The organism is Viridibacillus soli (genome assembly GCF_016612995.1).
GTDB classification, from domain to species: Bacteria; Bacillota; Bacilli; order Bacillales_A; family Planococcaceae; genus Viridibacillus; species Viridibacillus soli.
The window spans coordinates 1-18,722 of the sequence record NZ_JAEOAH010000061.1; the positions used below are offsets into that span (position 1 = coordinate 1).

At 38.8% G+C, this 18,722-nt stretch carries 18 protein-coding genes, 1 tRNA gene, 1 rRNA gene, 1 other RNA gene and 1 other annotated feature; of the genes, 4 read left to right on the plus strand and 17 right to left on the minus strand.

Features of this window, described 5'->3' with window-relative positions:
- Nucleotides 1-287 precede the first annotated feature (287 nt).
- From JFL43_RS21245 to ffs, 6 genes are all read right to left on the minus strand, one after another.
- A complete protein-coding gene (locus tag JFL43_RS21245) occupies nt 288-566 on the minus strand; it encodes a pro-sigmaK processing inhibitor BofA family protein (protein ID WP_200750597.1) in 279 nt (92 codons plus the stop codon).
- A 62-nt stretch (nt 567-628) separates the two neighbouring features.
- Entirely contained in the window at nt 629-841 is a 213-nt protein-coding gene (locus JFL43_RS21250) for a YaaL family protein (protein ID WP_100795410.1), read from the minus strand.
- Nucleotides 842-859: 18 nt separating this feature from the next.
- Entirely contained in the window at nt 860-1,456 is a 597-nt protein-coding gene (gene recR / locus JFL43_RS21255) for a recombination mediator RecR (RefSeq protein ID WP_100795409.1), read from the minus strand.
- Between the two features lie 11 nt (nt 1,457-1,467).
- On the minus strand, nt 1,468-1,788 hold the full coding sequence (locus tag JFL43_RS21260; RefSeq protein WP_100795408.1) for a YbaB/EbfC family nucleoid-associated protein: 321 nt from the start codon (nt 1,786-1,788) through the stop codon (nt 1,468-1,470).
- A 28-nt stretch (nt 1,789-1,816) separates the two neighbouring features.
- Nucleotides 1,817-3,586: a DNA polymerase III subunit gamma/tau gene (gene dnaX, locus JFL43_RS21265; protein WP_200750598.1), complete on the minus strand. Its 1,770-nt coding sequence runs from the start codon at nt 3,584-3,586 to the stop codon at nt 1,817-1,819.
- Between the two features lie 144 nt (nt 3,587-3,730).
- An RNA gene (gene ffs / locus JFL43_RS21270) (signal recognition particle sRNA large type) lies at nt 3,731-3,997 on the minus strand.
- 277 nt (nt 3,998-4,274) lie between these two features.
- On the opposite strand from ffs, the gene JFL43_RS21275 reads away from it, so the two are divergent.
- Nucleotides 4,275-4,367, plus strand: a tRNA-Ser gene (locus JFL43_RS21275).
- Nucleotides 4,368-4,652: 285 nt separating this feature from the next.
- On the opposite strand, the gene JFL43_RS21280 is transcribed toward JFL43_RS21275, so the two are convergent.
- The 4 genes from JFL43_RS21280 to JFL43_RS21295 all read right to left on the minus strand — a co-directional run bounded on the left by JFL43_RS21280 (nt 4,653) and on the right by JFL43_RS21295 (nt 8,346).
- On the minus strand, nt 4,653-5,195 hold the full coding sequence (locus tag JFL43_RS21280; protein WP_200750599.1) for an LOG family protein: 543 nt from the start codon (nt 5,193-5,195) through the stop codon (nt 4,653-4,655).
- A 337-nt stretch (nt 5,196-5,532) separates the two neighbouring features.
- Nucleotides 5,533-6,204: a deoxynucleoside kinase gene (locus JFL43_RS21285; RefSeq protein ID WP_200750600.1), complete on the minus strand. Its 672-nt coding sequence runs from the start codon at nt 6,202-6,204 to the stop codon at nt 5,533-5,535.
- The gene (locus tag JFL43_RS21290) at nt 6,201-6,839 is read right to left on the minus strand and encodes a deoxynucleoside kinase (protein ID WP_200750601.1); all 639 of its coding nucleotides are present in this window, start codon (nt 6,837-6,839) and stop codon (nt 6,201-6,203) included. Before JFL43_RS21290 ends, JFL43_RS21285 begins: the two co-directional genes overlap by 4 nt.
- Before the next feature lie 364 nt (nt 6,840-7,203).
- Complete coding sequence (locus JFL43_RS21295; RefSeq protein ID WP_200750602.1) at nt 7,204-8,346, minus strand: glycosyl hydrolase family 18 protein; 1,143 nt, start codon at nt 8,344-8,346, stop codon at nt 7,204-7,206.
- A gap of 89 nt (nt 8,347-8,435) precedes the next feature.
- Here JFL43_RS21295 and tadA point away from each other — a divergent pair, with 89 nt between their 5' ends.
- Entirely contained in the window at nt 8,436-9,419 is a 984-nt protein-coding gene (tadA, locus tag JFL43_RS23665; RefSeq protein ID WP_456119775.1) for a tRNA adenosine(34) deaminase TadA, read from the plus strand.
- 18 nt (nt 9,420-9,437) lie between these two features.
- Nucleotides 9,438-9,998, plus strand: coding sequence for an SF0329 family protein (locus JFL43_RS21305; protein WP_200750603.1), 561 nt, complete (start codon nt 9,438-9,440; stop codon nt 9,996-9,998).
- A gap of 42 nt (nt 9,999-10,040) precedes the next feature.
- Here JFL43_RS21305 and serS read toward each other — a convergent pair whose 3' ends face one another.
- The 3 genes from serS to pdxS all read right to left on the minus strand — a co-directional run bounded on the left by serS (nt 10,041) and on the right by pdxS (nt 13,179).
- A complete protein-coding gene (serS, locus tag JFL43_RS21310; RefSeq protein ID WP_200750604.1) occupies nt 10,041-11,327 on the minus strand; it encodes a serine--tRNA ligase in 1,287 nt (428 codons plus the stop codon).
- Between the two features lie 120 nt (nt 11,328-11,447).
- Nucleotides 11,448-11,662: a binding site (T-box leader), on the minus strand.
- A gap of 31 nt (nt 11,663-11,693) precedes the next feature.
- Nucleotides 11,694-12,287 carry a pyridoxal 5'-phosphate synthase glutaminase subunit PdxT gene (pdxT, locus tag JFL43_RS21315; RefSeq protein ID WP_325166722.1) on the minus strand — a complete coding sequence of 198 codons (594 nt, stop codon included), beginning with the start codon at nt 12,285-12,287 and terminating at the stop codon, nt 11,694-11,696.
- Between the two features lie 4 nt (nt 12,288-12,291).
- Nucleotides 12,292-13,179, minus strand: coding sequence for a pyridoxal 5'-phosphate synthase lyase subunit PdxS (gene pdxS / locus JFL43_RS21320; protein ID WP_200750606.1), 888 nt, complete (start codon nt 13,177-13,179; stop codon nt 12,292-12,294).
- Nucleotides 13,180-13,282: 103 nt separating this feature from the next.
- Between pdxS and pdxR the strand changes: the two genes are divergently transcribed.
- Nucleotides 13,283-14,686, plus strand: coding sequence for a MocR-like pyridoxine biosynthesis transcription factor PdxR (gene pdxR / locus JFL43_RS21325; protein WP_100795398.1), 1,404 nt, complete (start codon nt 13,283-13,285; stop codon nt 14,684-14,686).
- 41 nt (nt 14,687-14,727) lie between these two features.
- Here the strand turns inward: pdxR and JFL43_RS21330 are convergent, their stop codons facing one another.
- From JFL43_RS21330 to rrf, 4 genes are all read right to left on the minus strand, one after another.
- Nucleotides 14,728-16,065, minus strand: a complete 1,338-nt coding sequence (locus JFL43_RS21330; protein WP_234447946.1) for a D-alanyl-D-alanine carboxypeptidase family protein — start codon at nt 16,063-16,065, stop codon at nt 14,728-14,730.
- Between the two features lie 116 nt (nt 16,066-16,181).
- Nucleotides 16,182-17,648 carry an IMP dehydrogenase gene (guaB, locus tag JFL43_RS21335; RefSeq protein WP_100795397.1) on the minus strand — a complete coding sequence of 489 codons (1,467 nt, stop codon included), beginning with the start codon at nt 17,646-17,648 and terminating at the stop codon, nt 16,182-16,184.
- A gap of 105 nt (nt 17,649-17,753) precedes the next feature.
- The gene (locus JFL43_RS21340) at nt 17,754-18,233 is read right to left on the minus strand and encodes a glutathione peroxidase (protein WP_100795396.1); all 480 of its coding nucleotides are present in this window, start codon (nt 18,231-18,233) and stop codon (nt 17,754-17,756) included.
- 312 nt (nt 18,234-18,545) lie between these two features.
- Nucleotides 18,546-18,661 (minus strand): 5S ribosomal RNA (gene rrf, locus JFL43_RS21345).
- Between the last annotated feature and the right edge of the window lie 61 nt (nt 18,662-18,722).

Consider the following 18,722-nt stretch of genomic DNA (forward strand, 5'->3'; position numbering starts at 1 on the left):
TTGATTAACGTCTTGCATGTTCAGTTTTCAAGGTTCATTGTTTTTAGCCGATTTGTTGTCGACTTATAATATAATATCAGGATAACATTTCGTTGTCAACAACTTTTTAAAATTCTTTTTAGGTTGTTGTCCTAATTAATCACTCTGTTTTAGCAGCAACCTTTATATTATATCAACTTTACTCCTCAGTGTCAACAACTTATTTAAGTTGTTATTAAGTTGTCGCGCTAACTAAATTAGCAACCTAATTAATATAACATGATTCAAAACCTTGCGCAAGTGTTTTATTAAAAAAAGTTGTAATAGATGGATATTGCTAAAACAGAGGCTACTCCCGGTACTCCTAATAGCGTTACCAATAGACCCGAGAAAAAGTTAATAGGAACAAATAACCCTACAAAACCTAATGAATAGTGTAGTACAAACAATAGAACGAAAGCGAATGCTATACGGAACCAAAAGATCGATAACCATTCAATTGTTTTTCCCCAATGCTTTCTTGTTCTCATTAATAGGAAGAAAAAAAACAGCACCCCTACGAAACCAATAAGTGGTTTCCACATCATATATGTCCAACTCCTTTTAGGATAGTAGTGAACTATATGATTGGGATGCTGTTTTTAATGCATTATCTTAATAAGATTTTTCGGATGCGCGCTTCTTTAAATAGATAGAAGTGTTTACTTTCAGCTATTTTACGCTGCACAATTGTCTCTAAATCATAATCGTCTAGTAATCCTTCAATTTCTTGCGTCTGTTGCCAATTCCCTTTTGTTTCTCTCATTAATACTACTAACTTCTCATCGAATTCTTTTCGTAGCTTTTGTTTACGAAAAAACATTATGTTTCGCCCCTTACTTTACAGTTCGCGTCTTCCTTCTAACGCTTTTGATAAAGTTACTTCATCGGCATACTCTAAATCACCGCCTACAGGTAGACCATGAGCGATACGAGTTGTGCAAATACCGGATGGTTTTACAAGGCGCGAAATGTACATTGCTGTTGCTTCCCCTTCTATTGTAGGGTTTGTAGCTAAAATTAGTTCCTGTACTTGGTCATCTTGTAACCTTTTTAATAATGAAGGTACATTGATATCTTCTGGACCAATACCATCCATTGGCGAGATTGCACCGTGAAGAACATGATAAAGACCGTGGTAATCACGCATTTTTTCCATTGCGATAACGTCTTTCGGATCTTGAACCACACAGATTGTTGAAGCATCACGTTGTTTATCCTGACAAATATGGCATGGATCCACATCCGTAATATGACCGCAAACCGAGCAGTATGTTAAATTACGTTTAGCATCGACTAATGCCTTTGCAAAAGATAGGACAGTGTCTTCCTTCATTGTTAATACAAAAAACGCCAGACGAGCCGCGGTTTTCGGCCCGATACCTGGCAACTTCATAAAACTATCGATTAGTTTTGAGATTGGTTCTGGATAATGCATATCAATTCCTCCTAGAACATGCCGGGAAGATTCATGCCCTTCGTGAATTGTCCCATTGTAGCATTTGTTGTTTCATCTACTTTTTTGATTGCTTCATTTGTAGCAACGACAATTAAGTCTTGTAGCATTTCGATATCTTCTGGATCTACTACTGATTCATCAAGAATTACATCTGTTACTTTCTTTTCACCAGACATAACGACTTTCACCATACCACCACCAGCTACGCCTTCAAACACTTGAACAGCTAGCTCTTCTTGAGCCTCTACCATTTTCTTTTGCATTTTTTGCATTTGTTTCATCATGTTATTCATATTACCCATACCACGCATATTCGTTTCCTCCTCAAATTGTTTGATTTTAGTCTTCTACAACTTCCACAAAATCTTTGCCGAAAATTTTCTCAGCTTCCACAACAAGTGGGTCCTCTGAAATAATCTGTTCTTCCACAAAGAGAGACTCAGTCGATTCGTTAATATGGTCCTCAGGTGACTCTTCTGATGAAGTTACTTGTTTACCAAGGCCATGCTGACGGATATAATCTGTACGTATTTTCAACCAATTCTCTTCAGGTACCACAACAACTTCATAGGTTGAGCCTGTTAGTTGTTGCAAGATTGTAGTCATTGCTGAAAATGTACCATTATTTGTCCCTATTGTGCAATATACTGCTTGCTTCAATTTTAACACAAATGCATTAGAAGTTGCGGCCACAGGTTCAGCTTCTTCTAAAAGTGCAGATTGCGATCTTTGAAGTTGATTTATCACATCAGCCCACGCCGACTTAATCATTTGTAAATCTTTTTTCGTCGCCACCTTTAATACTTCTTGAATTCGGCCGACGTTAATTTTTACACCACTATCTACTTTTGGTCGTTGTCGTTGCTGTGCAGGTGCGGCATTGTGTTGTTGCATTCCACCTTGTTGAAGTTGGTGGACTATTTCTTCTAATGAAGCAATTTTCGCTTCAAGCACTTCAACGTTTGGTGATTCGCCAGCAGCTTGCATCATCATTTGGCTATTTGTTTGGATTATTGATTGGCCTGGAGCGAATTGTGCCATTTTCAATAATGCTGTTTCTAAGTATATTTTGGAATGATGTGAAAAACGCATTTCCTGTTGTGTTTTTGAAAGGATATCAACATAGCCGTACAATGTATCCATTGTAAATTGGTTCGCTATTGTTTTAAATTTCTCATCCGATGAAGCGAGTTCAAGTAAGTCTTCTAAACCAGGAGCTGTTTGAATTAGTAATAAGTCGCGGAAAAATGTGATGAGGTCCTCCGATAGGCGAACAGCATCTTTTCCTTCGCTTATTAGTTTTTCTAAGAGTGCTAGTACTTGAGCAATATCTTTTTCACTTAAGGCTTTCGCTAGGTCATAGAAAACGTCCTGACTTATCGATCCTGTGACGAATAATGCATCATCTAGTGTTAGTTTGTCACCGCTGAAAGATACAACTTGGTCTAACATACTTAAAGCATCACGCATACCTCCTGCAGCGGATTGGGAAATAACCTTTAATGCTTGTTCATCATATGGGAGTTCTATGTCTTCTAAAACAACTTTCATACGTTCTAATAAATCAATAGAAGAAAGTCGTTTGAAATCGAAGCGTTGACAGCGTGAAATAATAGTTGCTGGTAGTTTATGTGGCTCCGTCGTTGCCAATATGAAAACGACATGTGCTGGCGGCTCTTCTAATGTTTTGAGTAAGGCATTGAAGGCACTTGTTGATAACATATGAACTTCATCGATGATATACACTTTAAACCTGGCACTTGCTGGTGCAAAACGCACTTTTTCGATAATTTCGCGCATCTCTTCTACACGGGAGTTCGATGCGGCATCAAATTCAATGACGTCTGGATGGGATCCATTTGTGATGCTAAGGCATGTTGCACATTCATTGCAAGGTTCATCAGTCGGTGCATGTTCACAGTTTAATGCTTTTGCAAAAACTTTCGCCGTACTCGTTTTCCCTGTACCACGAGGGCCAGAGAATAGATAAGCATGGGTCGTTTTATTGGCAAGGAGAGCATTTTGGAGCGTCCGTTTAACATGCGACTGTCCTGACATTTCCCTGAATGATTGTGGGCGATACACACGGTAAAAAGCTTGATACGTCAACGTTTTCCTCTCCTTTTTTGCCTATTAATTGAATGAATTTATTATACCATAAGAGCTCTGATTAAAGCCCTTCTATAAATTTAGATAAAAGAAAAACTCATTCGCCGAAATCGACGAATGAGTTTGAAATTTGCACGATAAATGCCGTGCACCTTCCTTCGACAGCCGTACATAAGCGTTACTTTTGTCGTTAGCTCTGATTAGGCGACCCTACGGCACATGAGTTAAGCCGCTTAATGCTGCTTCCTTCCGGACCTGACATGGTTCGCGGGTACGCATTGCGCAGGACCCAATCGTCAACACTACGTGCAAAAGGCAGACCAAACATACGGACAGCCTTAGAAAAGGACTTCAGTCTCGCTAGAGCGGATTGCGAGTTATAGGACACCGCTACCTTCCCACCTAGCACGGCATATATTAGTATACGAATAATAACGAAAAAAATCAATAAAAAACCCCTAAATCGAAATATATAATCATAAAAAGACAGAATCTACATCAGTTTACCTCGCTATTGTGACTGTTTTTCAGTTTCTGTATATAGGCTGCATACTATACTTAATAACGAAGCTTTTTACATAAAAATATACTCCGTAATAATCTTTCTCTTTTTTTATAAAAAGTGTTGACCGATGATTTAATACGTGATATATTATTACTTGTCAGAAAGACGACACCATAAATTTTCGGAGGAATACCCAAGTCTGGCTGAAGGGAATGGTCTTGAAAACCATCAGGCGGGTTAAACCGCGCGGGGGTTCGAATCCCTCTTCCTCCTCCATTTTATTTTTAAAAACACACGCGCATAATATTGAGATTGTATTCGTTACTAACGTAACGAATTTTTTCTCAAATACATATAGTCAGAAAATTTTGAAGCAAACATCGACGTTTGCTTTTTTATTTGCCTTTTTAGATAAACCCCACTGCGATACTTAATGCAGCGGGGTCTTTCCTTTTATACAGTATCATTTAATTGCACAATTTTTATATCTGTTGTTTAATGATACATTCCATTTTTCTATCATAAATATGTAAAACTTTAATGGTTATTTTCAAGTGTTATTCATCTCGACAATTTATTTATAAAACGTAAAAGCTCCTCAGGCGAACTTACGACACCGATTTTACCCTGCTGACTTTCATGCATGAAGCCTTCATCTACGGTGTGCTGTAAATGTGCCTGTAGATGATTGTAATAGTGATTGATATTATATAAGCACACTGGCTTAGTATGCTGTCCTACTTGAGAAAGTGTTAGCACATCGAAAAATTCATCCATCGTGCCTGCTCCACCCGGTAAAGCGATAAAAGCATCTGCTAATTCAATCATTTTAGCCTTGCGCTCATGCATTGTTTCTACAAATAATAAATCCGATAAGCCACTATGTGTGACTTCTTCCCATTGCATAAAGGTCGGCATAACACCAATTACTTCTCCACCATTCTCTAATGCTTCATCTGCCACTTTACCCATTAGGCCTACAATGGAACCTCCGTAAACAATGCCAATCCCTTGTTTAGCCAAAAATCCACCGAGCTTTACAGCCTTTTCCGCATATATAGAGTTTTCACCCATCCTGGATCCACAATAAATTGCAACTCGCATAAAAAACGCCTCCTCTTATGTAAAAGTATAAAAGAAAGCGACTATATATGAATATATTCAATTAATTTTATTTTTCGCTTATGTGGCAATTGCTATTTTAATATGGACAATAAAACGAGCTGAGTATTTTCGGGAATACATGATTGGGCATATAGACTATGAAGTAAAGAAAGCAGAGATTCCTCTACCGAATATCGTTACGAATGATTTATTTTTTAATATATCTATATTTATAGCGGTTGTACTTTTTCTTATTGGTATAGGTGGTATTTGTCTATCTGTACAATAGACTTAATATAAAAAGAAGCTACCACTTTTGTGACAACTTCTTTAGCAATTATTTACGACGTAAATGTGATGTTTGCTCCATAAAATGACTGATGCGTTCCACGATTACTTCAACCGTATCTGGATTTTTCATTAAATCATAATCGTTAATATCCAAGCGTAATACTGGACAAGCGTTAAAGCCATCAATCCAGTTTTCATAGCGTTCATTCATTTCATACCAATAGTCTTTTGGCGTTTGTTGCTCCATTGGACGACCACGCTCTTCAATACGCTCTAAAATGTCATCAATTGGGCCCTCCAGGTAGATTAATAAATCTGGATGTGGGAAGTATGGTGTCATGACCATTGCATCGAATAAATTTTTGTATGTTTCATAATCGATCTTGCTCATCGTTCCTTTTTCTTCATGCATTTTAGCAAAAATACCAGTATCCTCATAAATTGAACGGTCTTGAATAAAACCACCACCATATTCAAAAATACGTTTTTGCTCTTTAAAGCGTTCAGCTAGGAAATAAATTTGTAAATGGAAGCTCCATTTTTCAAAATCATCATAGAACTTGTCCAAATATGGATTTGAATCTACTTTTTCAAACGATGTGCGGAAATTTAGTGCATTGGCTAACGCTTTTGTCATCGTTGATTTGCCGACACCTACTGTTCCCGCGATTGTAATAACAGCATTAGCCGGAATGCCGTATTTCTCTCTTAAATTCATGATTCGAAACTCCCTTTTTCTAATGTTTCCTCAACAGTTTTCAAGATTTTCTGTAAATCTGCTACATTTTTTACAAAGTCCATTTCATCACCATTGAAGCGAAGTACTGGAATATCTGGATGTTGTTTTTCAAAACGCTCGATAAAAATATGATAATCTGCAACAAGCTGCTCCATATATTCTCTTGAAATCATTTTCTCGAATTCGCGACCTCGCATCGCAATTCGCTGCATCAATGTATCGACGCTTGCATGTAGATAAATAACTACGTTTGGACGTGGCATGTCCGCAGTTAAAATACGATGAATTTCTTCGTACTTATGAAATTCAGTCAGTTTTAATGTTCTTTTAGCGAAGATTAAATTTTTAAAAATATGATAATCTGCAACGACTGCATCTTCATGCGATAGAATATGATTCTTAATATCTGTTAATTGCTTATAGCGGTTACATAAGAAGAACATTTCTGTTTGGAAACTCCATTCATCAATGTCTTCATAAAATTTATTTAAAAACGGATTTTCGTCCACGATTTCTTTTAATAAGTGCAACTGAAATGTCTCAGCAACTATTCTAGAAAGTGACGTTTTTCCGACGCCAATTGGCCCCTCAACCGTAATAAATGGAACAGGCATCAGAAGTCCCCCTTCATCGTCTTTTTAATCAGTGCTTATCATTTTATCATAGTGATACGAAAAGCTAAAGCGGCTCGTCCAGACTCGAAAAGCACTGCATAAAGGAACACAGTCTAGGAACGCCACGTCCTGTGGCGACGACTGCGTGACCAGCATCATGCGGGCTCGAATCAAAAGCATCACTTCAGCTTTTGTCCGAGAAGGTGAAAGTGACCTCGAGAGCCTAGCCGCTTTAGCTAAACATATAGAAAAGCTAAAGCGGCTCGTTTAGACTGGGCAAGCGCTGGTAAAGTGTGTACAATCTGAATCCAATAATTTATCTCTGAACACGAAAAACCTCCAGTATTCACTGAAGGCCTTACATTTACCTTTTTTTCACGTGGAACATTTCTCTTAAAAGTGCCCAATTTTGTGGGAAGGCGAATCCCATATGCCAATAACTAATGCCTTTTAATTTTAATTCTTTCAGTAAATTAAACTTCGCTTCAATAGAGCGCGCATCTTCAAACCATACAACATGCTCTACCCCGTTTCGCCAATAATGAAAGAATGGTGCTTCAGCGACCGAATCGTATGAAATAGCCGCATTTTGATTTTTAGCAAGGGCAATTGCCTGTTGTGGGCTTAACCCTCGTGCAGGTGGATTACCCGGTGCATATGGCAGTGTCCAATCATAACCATATAAATTTTGCCCCATCATAACTTTGTTGGCAGGGATTTCACTTACACTGTATTCCAACACTTGGCGTACTGGACCAATAGGTGATACCGCCATTGGTGGACCTCCGCTATACCCCCACTCATACGTCATGATGATGACGAAATCTACTGCCTCTCCTATGCCTTTATAGTCATGCCCCTCATACCATTTACCAGGCTGATTGGCGCTTGTTTTTGGTGGTACAGCGGCAGATATCGTTAACCCTTGTGCATGAGCTCTTGCTCTAAAACGATTCAAAAAGGCTACATAACGGTCTCTATCTTCAGCTTTTAAGTATTCGAAATCTAGGTGAATATCTTTTGCCTCTTTGGCAGAAGCTTCACGTAATGCCGCGCCAATTATTAAATCTTGAAGTGTAATATCGGTTAAAATGGCATGCGCCAACGTATCACTAAAGCCGTGATTCTCTATATTTGTTAACACAATGGCTGTTGCTGATTGGCTGGCATTCGCAATTTCAGGAATGCTCCCCCATTCTAGCGGTGTTAACGTACCATCACGGCGCACTTCATATGAAAAGGGCATCATATACGTTAATAGTGGGGCACGTCTTCTCACCTGGGCAATTAAACTTTCAGGGAGCTCCTCTGTATACCACTCAATGTAACCATTTGTGTCAATAGTAGGACGATTTGGGTTTGGCGTTTCAGGCAATACGAGCGCTTGACCAATAACAAGTACATCTGGATCTGGTAACTCATTGAGCGCTACAATTGTCGCAGCGGTCGTATGATGCGTCCTGGCGATATCATATACGCTATCACCCTGCTTCACTACATAAATCAAATGCAACCTCCTCTAGCATCATTTCTCCAGTAATATATGCGAATTGGGTTCAAACCGTGCTACACTATTTGGCAAGGAGCGATGAATCTATGGACGTTTTAGAAAAAGATTTACACTTTATGCAGCTAGCCATTGAAGAGGCAAAAAAAGCTGCTGCATTAGGCGAAGTACCAATTGGCGCTATCATTGTCTACAAGAATGAAGTAATTGGCAGTGCCCATAATTTACGTGAAACATCTCAAAATGCAGTGACTCATGCAGAACTAATGGCTATTCAACAGGCTTGTAATAAAATTGGCAGCTGGCGTTTAGAAGAAACAATACTTTATGTCACTTTAGAACCCTGCCCCATGTGTGCAGGTGCTATTTTACAATCAAGAGTGCCTCGCGTCGTTTACGGAGCCAGAGATAGTAAAGCCGGCTGTGTAGATTCCCTATATCACCTACTCAATGACTCACGATTTAATCATGAATGTGAAGTGACAGAGGGCATTCTAGCTGCAGAATGTGGCCAGTTATTAAGCGATTTCTTCGGCAATTTACGTAAAGAGAAAAAAGCTACACGGGCAACAACTGGTCGTAAAGCAATCCCATTCACCAAATTAAAATCAGCTGTCGAAAGTTTTTTATGTGAACCATTACAAGGGCGCATTGAACTTCGTGCAGCAGCATATCGCCATTCACATGATGAACGTTCACGTGTTTCGCTGACACTAGATACGGAACAAATTTTTAGTGCAGCTGATTTATCATATATTAATGAACATTTCAATCTTGCTGAGCAACTTGAGAAAGAACTCAAACTCGAGCGACTTTCCGCGGAAGAATTAGCGGAAGCGCAATTGAAAGAACAAGGTATAATTGCAAGCTGGCATTTATATAGAGCTTTGGCGCAATACCCAAATCTATCTATTGCAGACGCCCTCACATCTGAAAATCCGCTCATCCGTTCATACGCTCTGCTTGATCGTCGTGTAGGCAAACGTAAATTGAAAGATATGAATGTTCCACAACACTCATTAGAAAAGAGGTTTTATGAAATCCGCTGTGGTGCAGAAGGTATTCACAGCTAAACTCCAGGGGGGTCACCTATGCAGTTTAGCAAAATTAAAAAGCAGTATGAAAGCTTTTTGTGCGAAAAATTACAAGGACGTGTAAAACTATATGCAAATGTTTACCGTAAAGCACATGACGGACCAGCAAGGGTGTGGCTCACTCTAGATAAACAGGAAATGTTAAATGCTGATGATTTAAGCTTTATCGTTCCAAGAAATATTCTGTACGAGCAAATCAAAGAAGAACGTATGCACAAATCGATACCCTATAATAGAGACTTCAATGTAATGTTCGAATCCCCTGAAAGACAGACATTAATCGATGCCAACGATTTAGCCGAAGCAGCTTTAATGGCGCAAGGGAAATTTGAAAGCGACTACTTCTATAAAGCTCTTATGCAATACGGGCAGATATCGATTGAGGAAGCAATGCAATCAGGAAATATACTCACTCAAGCTCTAGCTATGTTTGATCGCCGATTAGGAAAACGTAGATTACAGAAATTAGATATGACAAGAGTTCACCCTACTATCCAACAATTTCATAAAATCCGCTGTGAGGCTGAAGGTATTTTTACTAAAACAGAAAAAGGCTAATGTATGGAAAAATTCCATCACAATAGCCTTTTTGTTTATAGCTTATTTAGTTGGAGCTTGAATTACTTCTTTACCACCCATATATGGACGTAAAACTTCAGGAATTACAACAGAACCATCCGCTTGTTGGTAATTTTCAAGAAGCGCTGCAACAGTACGGCCAATTGCAAGACCGCTACCATTTAATGTGTGTACGTATTCAGGTTTTGCTCCTGCTTCACGACGGAAACGGATATTCGCGCGACGAGTTTGGAAATCTTCAAAATTTGAACAAGAAGAGATTTCTCGATACGTGCCTTGCGCCGGAATCCATACTTCTAAATCGTATTTTTTCGCAGCAGTAAAGCCTAAATCTGATGTACACATTTTTAACTTACGGTATGGTAAACCTAAAAGTTGGAGAACTTTTTCAGCATGGCCCGTTAGTTTTTCTAATTCATCATAAGAATCTTCTGGTTTCACAAAACGCACAAGCTCCACTTTGTTAAATTGATGCTGACGGATTAAACCACGCGTATCGCGACCTGCAGACCCTGCTTCAGAACGGAAAGAAGCGCTATAAGCTGAAAAACCTTTTGGCAAAATTTCATCATCTAAAATTTCATCACGGAAGAAATTTGTTACAGGTACTTCTGCTGTAGGGATTAAGAAGTAATCTGTATCCGCTAATTTGAAGACGTCTTCTTCAAATTTTGGCAGTTGCCCCGTACCTGTTAAGCTATCACGGTTAACGATTACAGGTGGTAGCATCTCTTCATAACCGTGTTCTTCAGAATGTAAGTCCATCATGAAGCTCATTAAAGCACGTTCAAGGCGAGCACCCAAACCACGATAAAATACGAAGCGGCTACCTGTTGTTTTTGCAGCACGTTCAAAATCAATGATATTCAAATCTGTACCTAGATCCCAGTGAGCTTTAACTTCAAAATCAAATGCAGGGATATCGCCCCATTTAGCTACTTCCACATTATCATCTTCCGTGTCTCCAACTGGTACACTTTCATGTGGAATATTTGGTAAACGCATCATCATATCGCGGAATTTATCTTCCACATCACGAAGATCTGTATCCATTACTTTAATGTCATCACCAACTTTGCGCATATGCGCAATTTCAGCGTCTGCATTTTCTTTATTACGTTTCTTTTGAGCAATTTGTTCAGAAACTTGATTACGCTCAGCTTTTAATACTTCTGTTTTTGCGATTAAATCACGACGTTGTTGATCAAGTGTTTCAAATTGATCAAAGGTTCCTAAATCTTCATTACGGTGAGATAATTTTTCTTTAATTTCCGTATAATTATCACGGATTCGTTTAATATCTAACATCTGTCCATTCCTCCAGTTTTGTAAATTCGATAATAAAAAAGTATGAGTACCATCTTACGAAACAATGCTTTAGGTCTAGGTTACTTTAAAAATAAACAGCAAAAAAGCCCTCATCCCCAGGAAAGGGACGAGAGCTACCCGCGTTGCCACCCTAATTGATTGCACTAAAAGTACAATCCACTTGTTTCATAACGGCTTGTTGGCCGGCTGCAGCCTACTAACGATTCAGCTGAGCAACTCCAGGACGGATTCACAAGGTTTTTTATCGACTTGCACCACCCGCCGACTCTCTTTGAAAAAACTTACTTGCTACTACTTCCTATCATCGTGTTTAATTTGAAATTTAACCATACTTTACAATAGATTTCACGGTTTTGCAAGTGTGGTCAAAACACTCTGCCGAACCATTTTCACAAAGTACGCCATGATACGCGTATCATCGGTCAATTCCGGATGAAATGAACAACCTAAAAACGGACCTTCTCTCGCTAAAACAATACGTCCTTCATGTTCTGCAAGTACTTCTACATTCGGACCAGCTGCTACGATATGAGGTGCACGGATGAATACGGCAGGGAAGTTTTCACCGATATTTTTCAAGGAAAGGGCCATTTCAAAACTATCGACCTGCCTGCCAAACGAATTGCGCTCTACAACAACATTCATCACACCAATATGTGGAGTTGCTTGATCAATAACCTCACGCGCCAATAATATCAATCCCGCACAAGTACCGAACATTGGCTTACCCACTGCAGCAAATTCGCGAAGTGCTTCCATCATGCCATAGCGATCAATAAGCCTCCGCATCGTCGTACTCTCGCCACCTGGTAGTACTAGGCCATCAAGCTCCTCTAACTGTTCCACACGCTTTACAATGATGGCATCTGCCCCAACGGCTTCAATAGCCCCCACATGCTCACGTATAGCACCTTGTAATGCTAAAACACCGATTTTCACCATATTACCATCCTCTATCCTGCATACGATCTTGTGGATTTAAGCGGGAAATTTCGATACCTTTCATCGGAATACCCAGTTCCTTTGAGATTTCAGCGATCAATTTATAATCTTGATAATGCGTAGTTGCCTCTACAATGGCTTTCGCAAACTTCGCTGGGTTTTCAGATTTGAAGATACCTGAGCCAACAAAGACACCATCTGCTCCAAGTTCCATCATTAGTGCTGCGTCAGCAGGAGTAGCTACACCACCTGCAGCAAAATTCACAACTGGTAGTCGACCTAAACGATTAATTTCAAGTAATAATTCATAAGGTGCTCCTAAAATTTTTGCTTCTGTCATCAGCTCGTCCGGTGTCATATTCGTAACTTTTCGCACCTGTGCATTTACTTGGCGCATATGACGAACAGCTTCAACTATATTACCCGTTCCTGGTTCTCCCTTTGTACGAAGCATAGCAGCACCTTCACCAATGCGACGTGCTGCTTCTCCTAAATCACGACAGCCACAAACGAAAGGCACTTTATAATTACTCTTTAACAAATGATATTCTTCATCTGCAGGTGTTAGAACTTCACTTTCATCTATGTAATCTACGCCCATTGCTTCTAACACGCGCGCTTCCACAATATGACCAATACGTGCCTTTGCCATTACTGGAATCGATACTGCAGCCATTACTTCTTCTACAATGCGAGGATCTGCCATACGCGCTACACCACCAGCTGCACGAATATCAGATGGTACACGCTCTAACGCCATAACTGCTACTGCGCCCGCTTCCTCCGCAATTCTTGCTTGCTCTGCGTTAATTACATCCATAATAACGCCGCCCTTTTGCATTTCTGCCATTCCACGTTTTACTCGATCTGTACCTGTTTGATTTGTCATTTCCTTCGCCTCCATTTTCTTGTATGATGTTAGTATAATGAAAATTGACCATATAAAAAGATTCAGTTTTAACTTTAATTATGTGGTCAGAAGAGGTGTTACGATGGATATGCTCATGTTTCAGTTAGAGAAAAAATCAAATAAACCTATGTATGAACAGCTCTATGAAGGCATTAAGAACGGAATTACTGAAGGTACAATTCCAACTGAATCCAAGCTCCCTTCAAAAAGAAAATTAGCAGAATTTTTAAATATTAGTCAAACAACAATTGAACTTGCCTATGCACAATTACTCGCGGAAGGCTTTATTGCATCAAAACCACGCGTTGGCTATTTCGTAGAAGCTGTTGAAGAATTAGCATATGTAGAAAAAGATATACAGCATCCCGTTATACCTGATCCCACACCGCGCGAAGCATTTGCAATCGACTTTAATCCAGGACAAATTGATACGGAATCATTCCCATTCCATCTTTGGAGGAAATATGCGAAAGAAGCCATTGATGAGCAATCAAAAGAGCTCCTACTCATTGGTTCGCCACAAGGTGAGCAGGAATTACGGGAAGAAATTGCAACGTATTTATATCAATCAAGAGGTGTTATATGTGCACCAAATCAAATCGTCATCGGTTCTGGCACAGAACAACTTATGCCAATGATTATCCGCCTGCTCGGAGCCTCCTCACGCTTTGGAATTGAAAACCCGGGTTATCCATTAACCCATCATATTTTTAAACAAACAGATCGTCCTGCGATACCTATCCAAGTAGATGATGAAGGTCTATTGGTCAACGATTTGGAGCACTCTAAGGCCAACGTTGTCTATGTCACACCTTCGCATCAATTCCCGACTGGTGCAGTACTATCTGCCTCACGCAGAGCACAGCTTTTAAACTGGGCTTCTCAAAAGGATAATCGCTATATTATTGAAGATGACTATGATAGTGAATTTCGTTATATCGGGAAACCAATTGCAGCACTTCAAGGAATGGATAAAAGTGACAGCGTCATTTACATTAGTACCTTTTCAAAATCACTCATGCCTTCACTGCGAATTGCCTATTTTGTACTACCTCCAAAACTTTTAGAAGTATATAACCAGGCGTTTAATTACTATACATCGACAGTACCACGCTTTGAGCAGCATATTCTCGCGCAATTCATGCGAGACGGCCATTTTGCGAAACATTTAAATCGAATGCGTAAAATCTACCGCAAAAAATTAGAGAGGCTTACAACGGCCCTAGAGCCGTTTTCACCGACTGTTAAAATTTCTGGTGAACAAGCTGGAATGCATATTGTATTAACCATTTCTCATGCCAAGAATGCAGTTGAACTGAAACAGTTGGCGCAACAAAGTAGTATTCGAATTGTACCTATTCAAGAATATATGATGGGCTCTAATACACTTAAGGAACCAACGCAATTTTTGGTTGGCTTTGGGGGAATTAAGGATGAGGAAATTGAGCGTTCTGTACAACAATTAATGAGAGCGTGGGAAATTTAGGCATAAAAAAAGGCAATCATTGCGATTGCCTTTTTTCTATATTAGAATATTTTATTCCATAAATCTGAGAAGAAGTTACCAATTCCTTTGAAAGCTAATGAAATCCAGCTAGCTTTTTTTACAGCTTCTGTAGTAACAACTTCTGCATTGCTTGCTTCTCCATCGATAAATCCATAATCTTTACCTTTTGATTTATCAATTTCAACATGGCCAACAACGGTACCTTTTTCCACGGCCGCATTTAATTCTTTTTTATCTAGAACTAATTTCGGCTTGTACAAATCCTTGTCTGTCGTTTTCACCATAATTGAGATAGCTTCTTTTGTAGCGACTTTCACTTTATCTTCTTTACCATCAATTACAGGTATAGTTTTTTGCCCTTTAAATGAATGGTTGGCTGGCACAATTTCTTCTGTAGTGAATTGATTGAAACCATAATCGAAAAGTGAGCGTGTCGCATCAAAACGGGCTTTATATGTGCTTTCACCTTTTGCATCTACGGCATCCAAGACAACAGCGATTAAACGGGTTCCATTACGTGTTGCAGTACCTGTGAAACAGTAACCGGCATACTCAGTTGTACCAGTTTTTAATCCATCTACACCTTCATATTCAAATACAAGACCTGGTAGCATGAAATTCCAGTTAGACATATCAATTGCATCATCTGTGCCTTCACGGAATGTTTTTTTGGTAATACTCGAAGTTTTCAATACAACAGGATGATCTTTCAATAAATGATAAGCTAATTTTGCAACAGATTTTGCAGGCATTTTGTTTTCAGCAGTTTTACCCGTACCTGCTGGCTCCATGCCGTCAAGTTCTGCATTGTTCAAGCCTGTTGAGTTAACGAAAGTATAACCTTTCAAGCCCATCTTTTTTGCTTTTTTGTTCATCAGATTCACGAATTCGGTTTCTGATCCAGCAATTGTTTCAGCAATTGCAATAGTGGCAGCATTTGCTGAATAAATTGCCATTGCTTCATACAATTCACGAATTGAATATTCACCGTCAGCACGTAGAGGTACGTTACTAAGTGCACGATTTTGGGAAATTTTATATGCATATTCTGTTACTTTATATTTTTGATCCCAAGTAATTTTTCCTTCATTAATTGCATCTAGTAATAAATACTCTGTCATCATTTTCGACATACTTGCAATCCCTAAAGATTTGTCCGCATTCTTTTGGTATAAAATTTTACCAGAGTCTGCATCGATTAAAATGGCGCCTTTTACACGCAAACTAAGCTCGTCTTCTGCATTCGCTGCTTTAGGTATTGTTACAAACATACTTAACAGCAAAGCAGAAACCATGATTATACGTAACCATGTGTTTTTTCTTGATGTTTTCACCATAATACCTCCATATGTGTTCATATTACTCCTCTTACTCCGCTCATTTTAACATAGATTCAGCGCTAGCAACTACGGTGTATAAAAAAACACCCTTTCTACATCTAGTTTGACGTAGAAAGGATGGGAAAGTTTCGAAATTATGAGATTGAGTAGTTTGGTGATTCTTTCGTAATTTGAACATCATGTGGATGACTTTCACGTAAACCAGCGCCAGTCATACGAACAAACTGTGCATTTTCACGTAAATCACGAAGATCTTTCGTACCGCAATATCCCATGCCTGAGCGAATACCTCCAACTAATTGGTGGATTGTATCTGCTAGAGGTCCTTTGTAAGGAAGACGTCCTTCAATACCTTCTGGCACAAGTTTTTTCGCATCTTCTTGGAAGTAACGATCTTTTGAACCTTTTTCCATAGCTCCTACTGAACCCATACCACGATATACTTTAAAACGTCGTCCTTGGAAGATTTCAGTTTCTCCTGGAGATTCAGATGTACCTGCAAGTAAGCTACCTAGCATTACTACATGTCCACCAGCTGCTAAAGCTTTAATAATATCGCCAGAGTATTTAATTCCACCATCAGCGATAATTGTTTTACCCTGTTTACGAGCTTCTGCTGCGCAATCGTAAATTGCTGTAATTTGAGGTACACCAACACCTGCTACGACACGTGTTGTACAAATAGAACCAGGTCCGATACCTACTTTAACTACGTCAGCACCAGCTTCATAAAGAGCTTTAGTAGCTTCAGCTGTTGCAACGTTACCAGCGATAATATCTAAATCTGGGAATGCTGCACGAATATCTCTTACTACTTCTAAAACACCTTGTGAATGACCATGTGCTGTATCGATTACAATTACATCCACTTGTGCATCCACTAATTTTTGTACACGAACCATAGAATCTTTTGTAACACCAACTGCAGCGCCTACAAGTAAACGACCTAAATGGTCTTTAGCAGCGTTCGGGAATTCCATAACTTTTTCTATATCTTTAATCGTGATTAAGCCTTTTAAGACGCCTTCATTATCAACGATTGGTAATTTCTCAATTTTAAACTGTTGAAGTATTCTTTCTGCATCGTCTAAAGTTGTTCCGACAGGAGCTGTAACTAGATCTTCTTTAGTCATAACTTCATCAATTTTTTGAGAGTAGTCTTGTACAAAGCGTAAATCACGGTTTGTAATAATCCCTACTAATTTAAGGTCTTTATCGTTATTTACAATTGGAACACCGGAAATACGGTATTTACCCATTAAATGTTCTGCATCAAATACTTGATGAGATGGTGTTAGGAAAAACGGATTTGTAATAACTCCATTTTCAGAGCGTTTTACTTTCTCTACCTGATCCGCTTGCTCTTCAATGCTCATATTTTTGTGGATGATACCAATACCACCTTGACGAGCCATAGAAATTGCCATTGGTGCTTCTGTTACTGTATCCATTCCAGCACTAATAATTGGGATATTCAACTTAATTTTTGGTGTTAAATTAACTGATAAACTTACATCTTTCGGTAATACTTCAGAATGTGCTGGTACAAGCAATACATCATCAAATGTTAAACCTTCTTTGGCAAATTTCGTTTCCCACATTTCGGTAACTCCTCCTGTTTTGTAAAAGAATATTAATTGTAAGATTAACAACGTGCCTATTCACTTGTCAAGGACTCTGCAATAAATAAGATTATTTAGAATTTTTCACTGCAGCACTAATTTTAAGTCATTTTCGATTTTTTCAGGCGAAGTTTGTGGTGCATAACGCGCTACTACCTTACCATTCTTATCGATTAAGAATTTAGTAAAGTTCCATTTGATTCCCTCCGTTAGCAAACCTTTCTTCTCGGAAACTAAATGTTTAAATAAAGGATCGGCACTTTCACCCTTCACATCAATCTTAGCAAACAGGGGGAAACTTACCCCATAATTCATTTGGCAAAATTGCATTGTTTCATTAATATTATCAAACTCTTGATTATTAAATTGGTCGCATGGAAATCCTAAAATCTCAAATCCTTGCTCTTTATATTTTCCATATAAAGCTTGTAATTCTTTAAATTGCGGGGTGAACCCACATTTGCTTGCTGTATTAACAATAACCAATGACTTTCCTGCGAACTCACTAAGTTCCTGCTGTTCTCCATTTGTTTTTTTAACTGTAAAATCATAAACAACTGTCATCTTACTACGCCTCCTTGTTAGAATAAATTCTAACCATTTCCTTTTAAATCTATTACTTTCAACCATATGCCTTATTTAATATTTCTACAAGAAATACGAATTTTATAGGGTATTTCAGCATAAACTATAATGGATGTATTATAGTTACTGAAGTCTTTAGCAACGGATTTCAGGCTTTTTATGGCCATTTTCACGTATAATGTCGTAGCTCACAGTATTCACTACGACATTATAACAAAGGAATCCACGAACAAAATTGTAATTTTGATAACAAAAAAAGTACAACTGATAAAATCAGTTGTACTTAAATGTGCCTAGCAACGTCCTACTCTCACAGGGGGAAACCCCCAACTACCATCGGCGCTAAAGAGCTTAACTTCCGTGTTCGGCATGGGAACGGGTGTGACCTCTTTGCCATCATCACTAGACTCTAGACGGCTTCCAATACACATTACTCGTGTCTTGAAACCCTACTATCGAGAACTTGTT

Excerpts from the sequence above, each read along its gene's own strand:
- JFL43_RS21245 (WP_200750597.1), bottom strand. The coding sequence starts at position 566 with ATGATGTGGAAACCACTTATTGGTTTCGTAGGGGTGCTGTTTTTTTTC.
- JFL43_RS21250 (WP_100795410.1), bottom strand. The coding sequence starts at position 841 with ATGTTTTTTCGTAAACAAAAGCTACGAAAAGAATTCGATGAGAAGTTA.
- recR (WP_100795409.1), bottom strand. The coding sequence starts at position 1,456 with ATGCATTATCCAGAACCAATCTCAAAACTAATCGATAGTTTTATGAAG.
- JFL43_RS21260 (WP_100795408.1), bottom strand. The coding sequence starts at position 1,788 with ATGCGTGGTATGGGTAATATGAATAACATGATGAAACAAATGCAAAAA.
- JFL43_RS21280 (WP_200750599.1), bottom strand. The coding sequence starts at position 5,195 with ATGCGAGTTGCAATTTATTGTGGATCCAGGATGGGTGAAAACTCTATA.
- JFL43_RS21285 (WP_200750600.1), bottom strand. The coding sequence starts at position 6,204 with ATGAATTTAAGAGAGAAATACGGCATTCCGGCTAATGCTGTTATTACA.
- JFL43_RS21290 (WP_200750601.1), bottom strand. The coding sequence starts at position 6,839 with ATGCCTGTTCCATTTATTACGGTTGAGGGGCCAATTGGCGTCGGAAAA.
- tadA (WP_456119775.1), top strand. The coding sequence starts at position 8,436 with ATGGACGTTTTAGAAAAAGATTTACACTTTATGCAGCTAGCCATTGAA.
- JFL43_RS21305 (WP_200750603.1), top strand. The coding sequence starts at position 9,438 with ATGCAGTTTAGCAAAATTAAAAAGCAGTATGAAAGCTTTTTGTGCGAA.
- serS (WP_200750604.1), bottom strand. The coding sequence starts at position 11,327 with ATGTTAGATATTAAACGAATCCGTGATAATTATACGGAAATTAAAGAA.
- pdxS (WP_200750606.1), bottom strand. The coding sequence starts at position 13,179 with ATGACAAATCAAACAGGTACAGATCGAGTAAAACGTGGAATGGCAGAA.
- pdxR (WP_100795398.1), top strand. The coding sequence starts at position 13,283 with ATGGATATGCTCATGTTTCAGTTAGAGAAAAAATCAAATAAACCTATG.
- JFL43_RS21330 (WP_234447946.1), bottom strand. The coding sequence starts at position 16,065 with ATGAACACATATGGAGGTATTATGGTGAAAACATCAAGAAAAAACACA.
- guaB (WP_100795397.1), bottom strand. The coding sequence starts at position 17,648 with ATGTGGGAAACGAAATTTGCCAAAGAAGGTTTAACATTTGATGATGTA.
- JFL43_RS21340 (WP_100795396.1), bottom strand. The coding sequence starts at position 18,233 with ATGACAGTTGTTTATGATTTTACAGTTAAAAAAACAAATGGAGAACAG.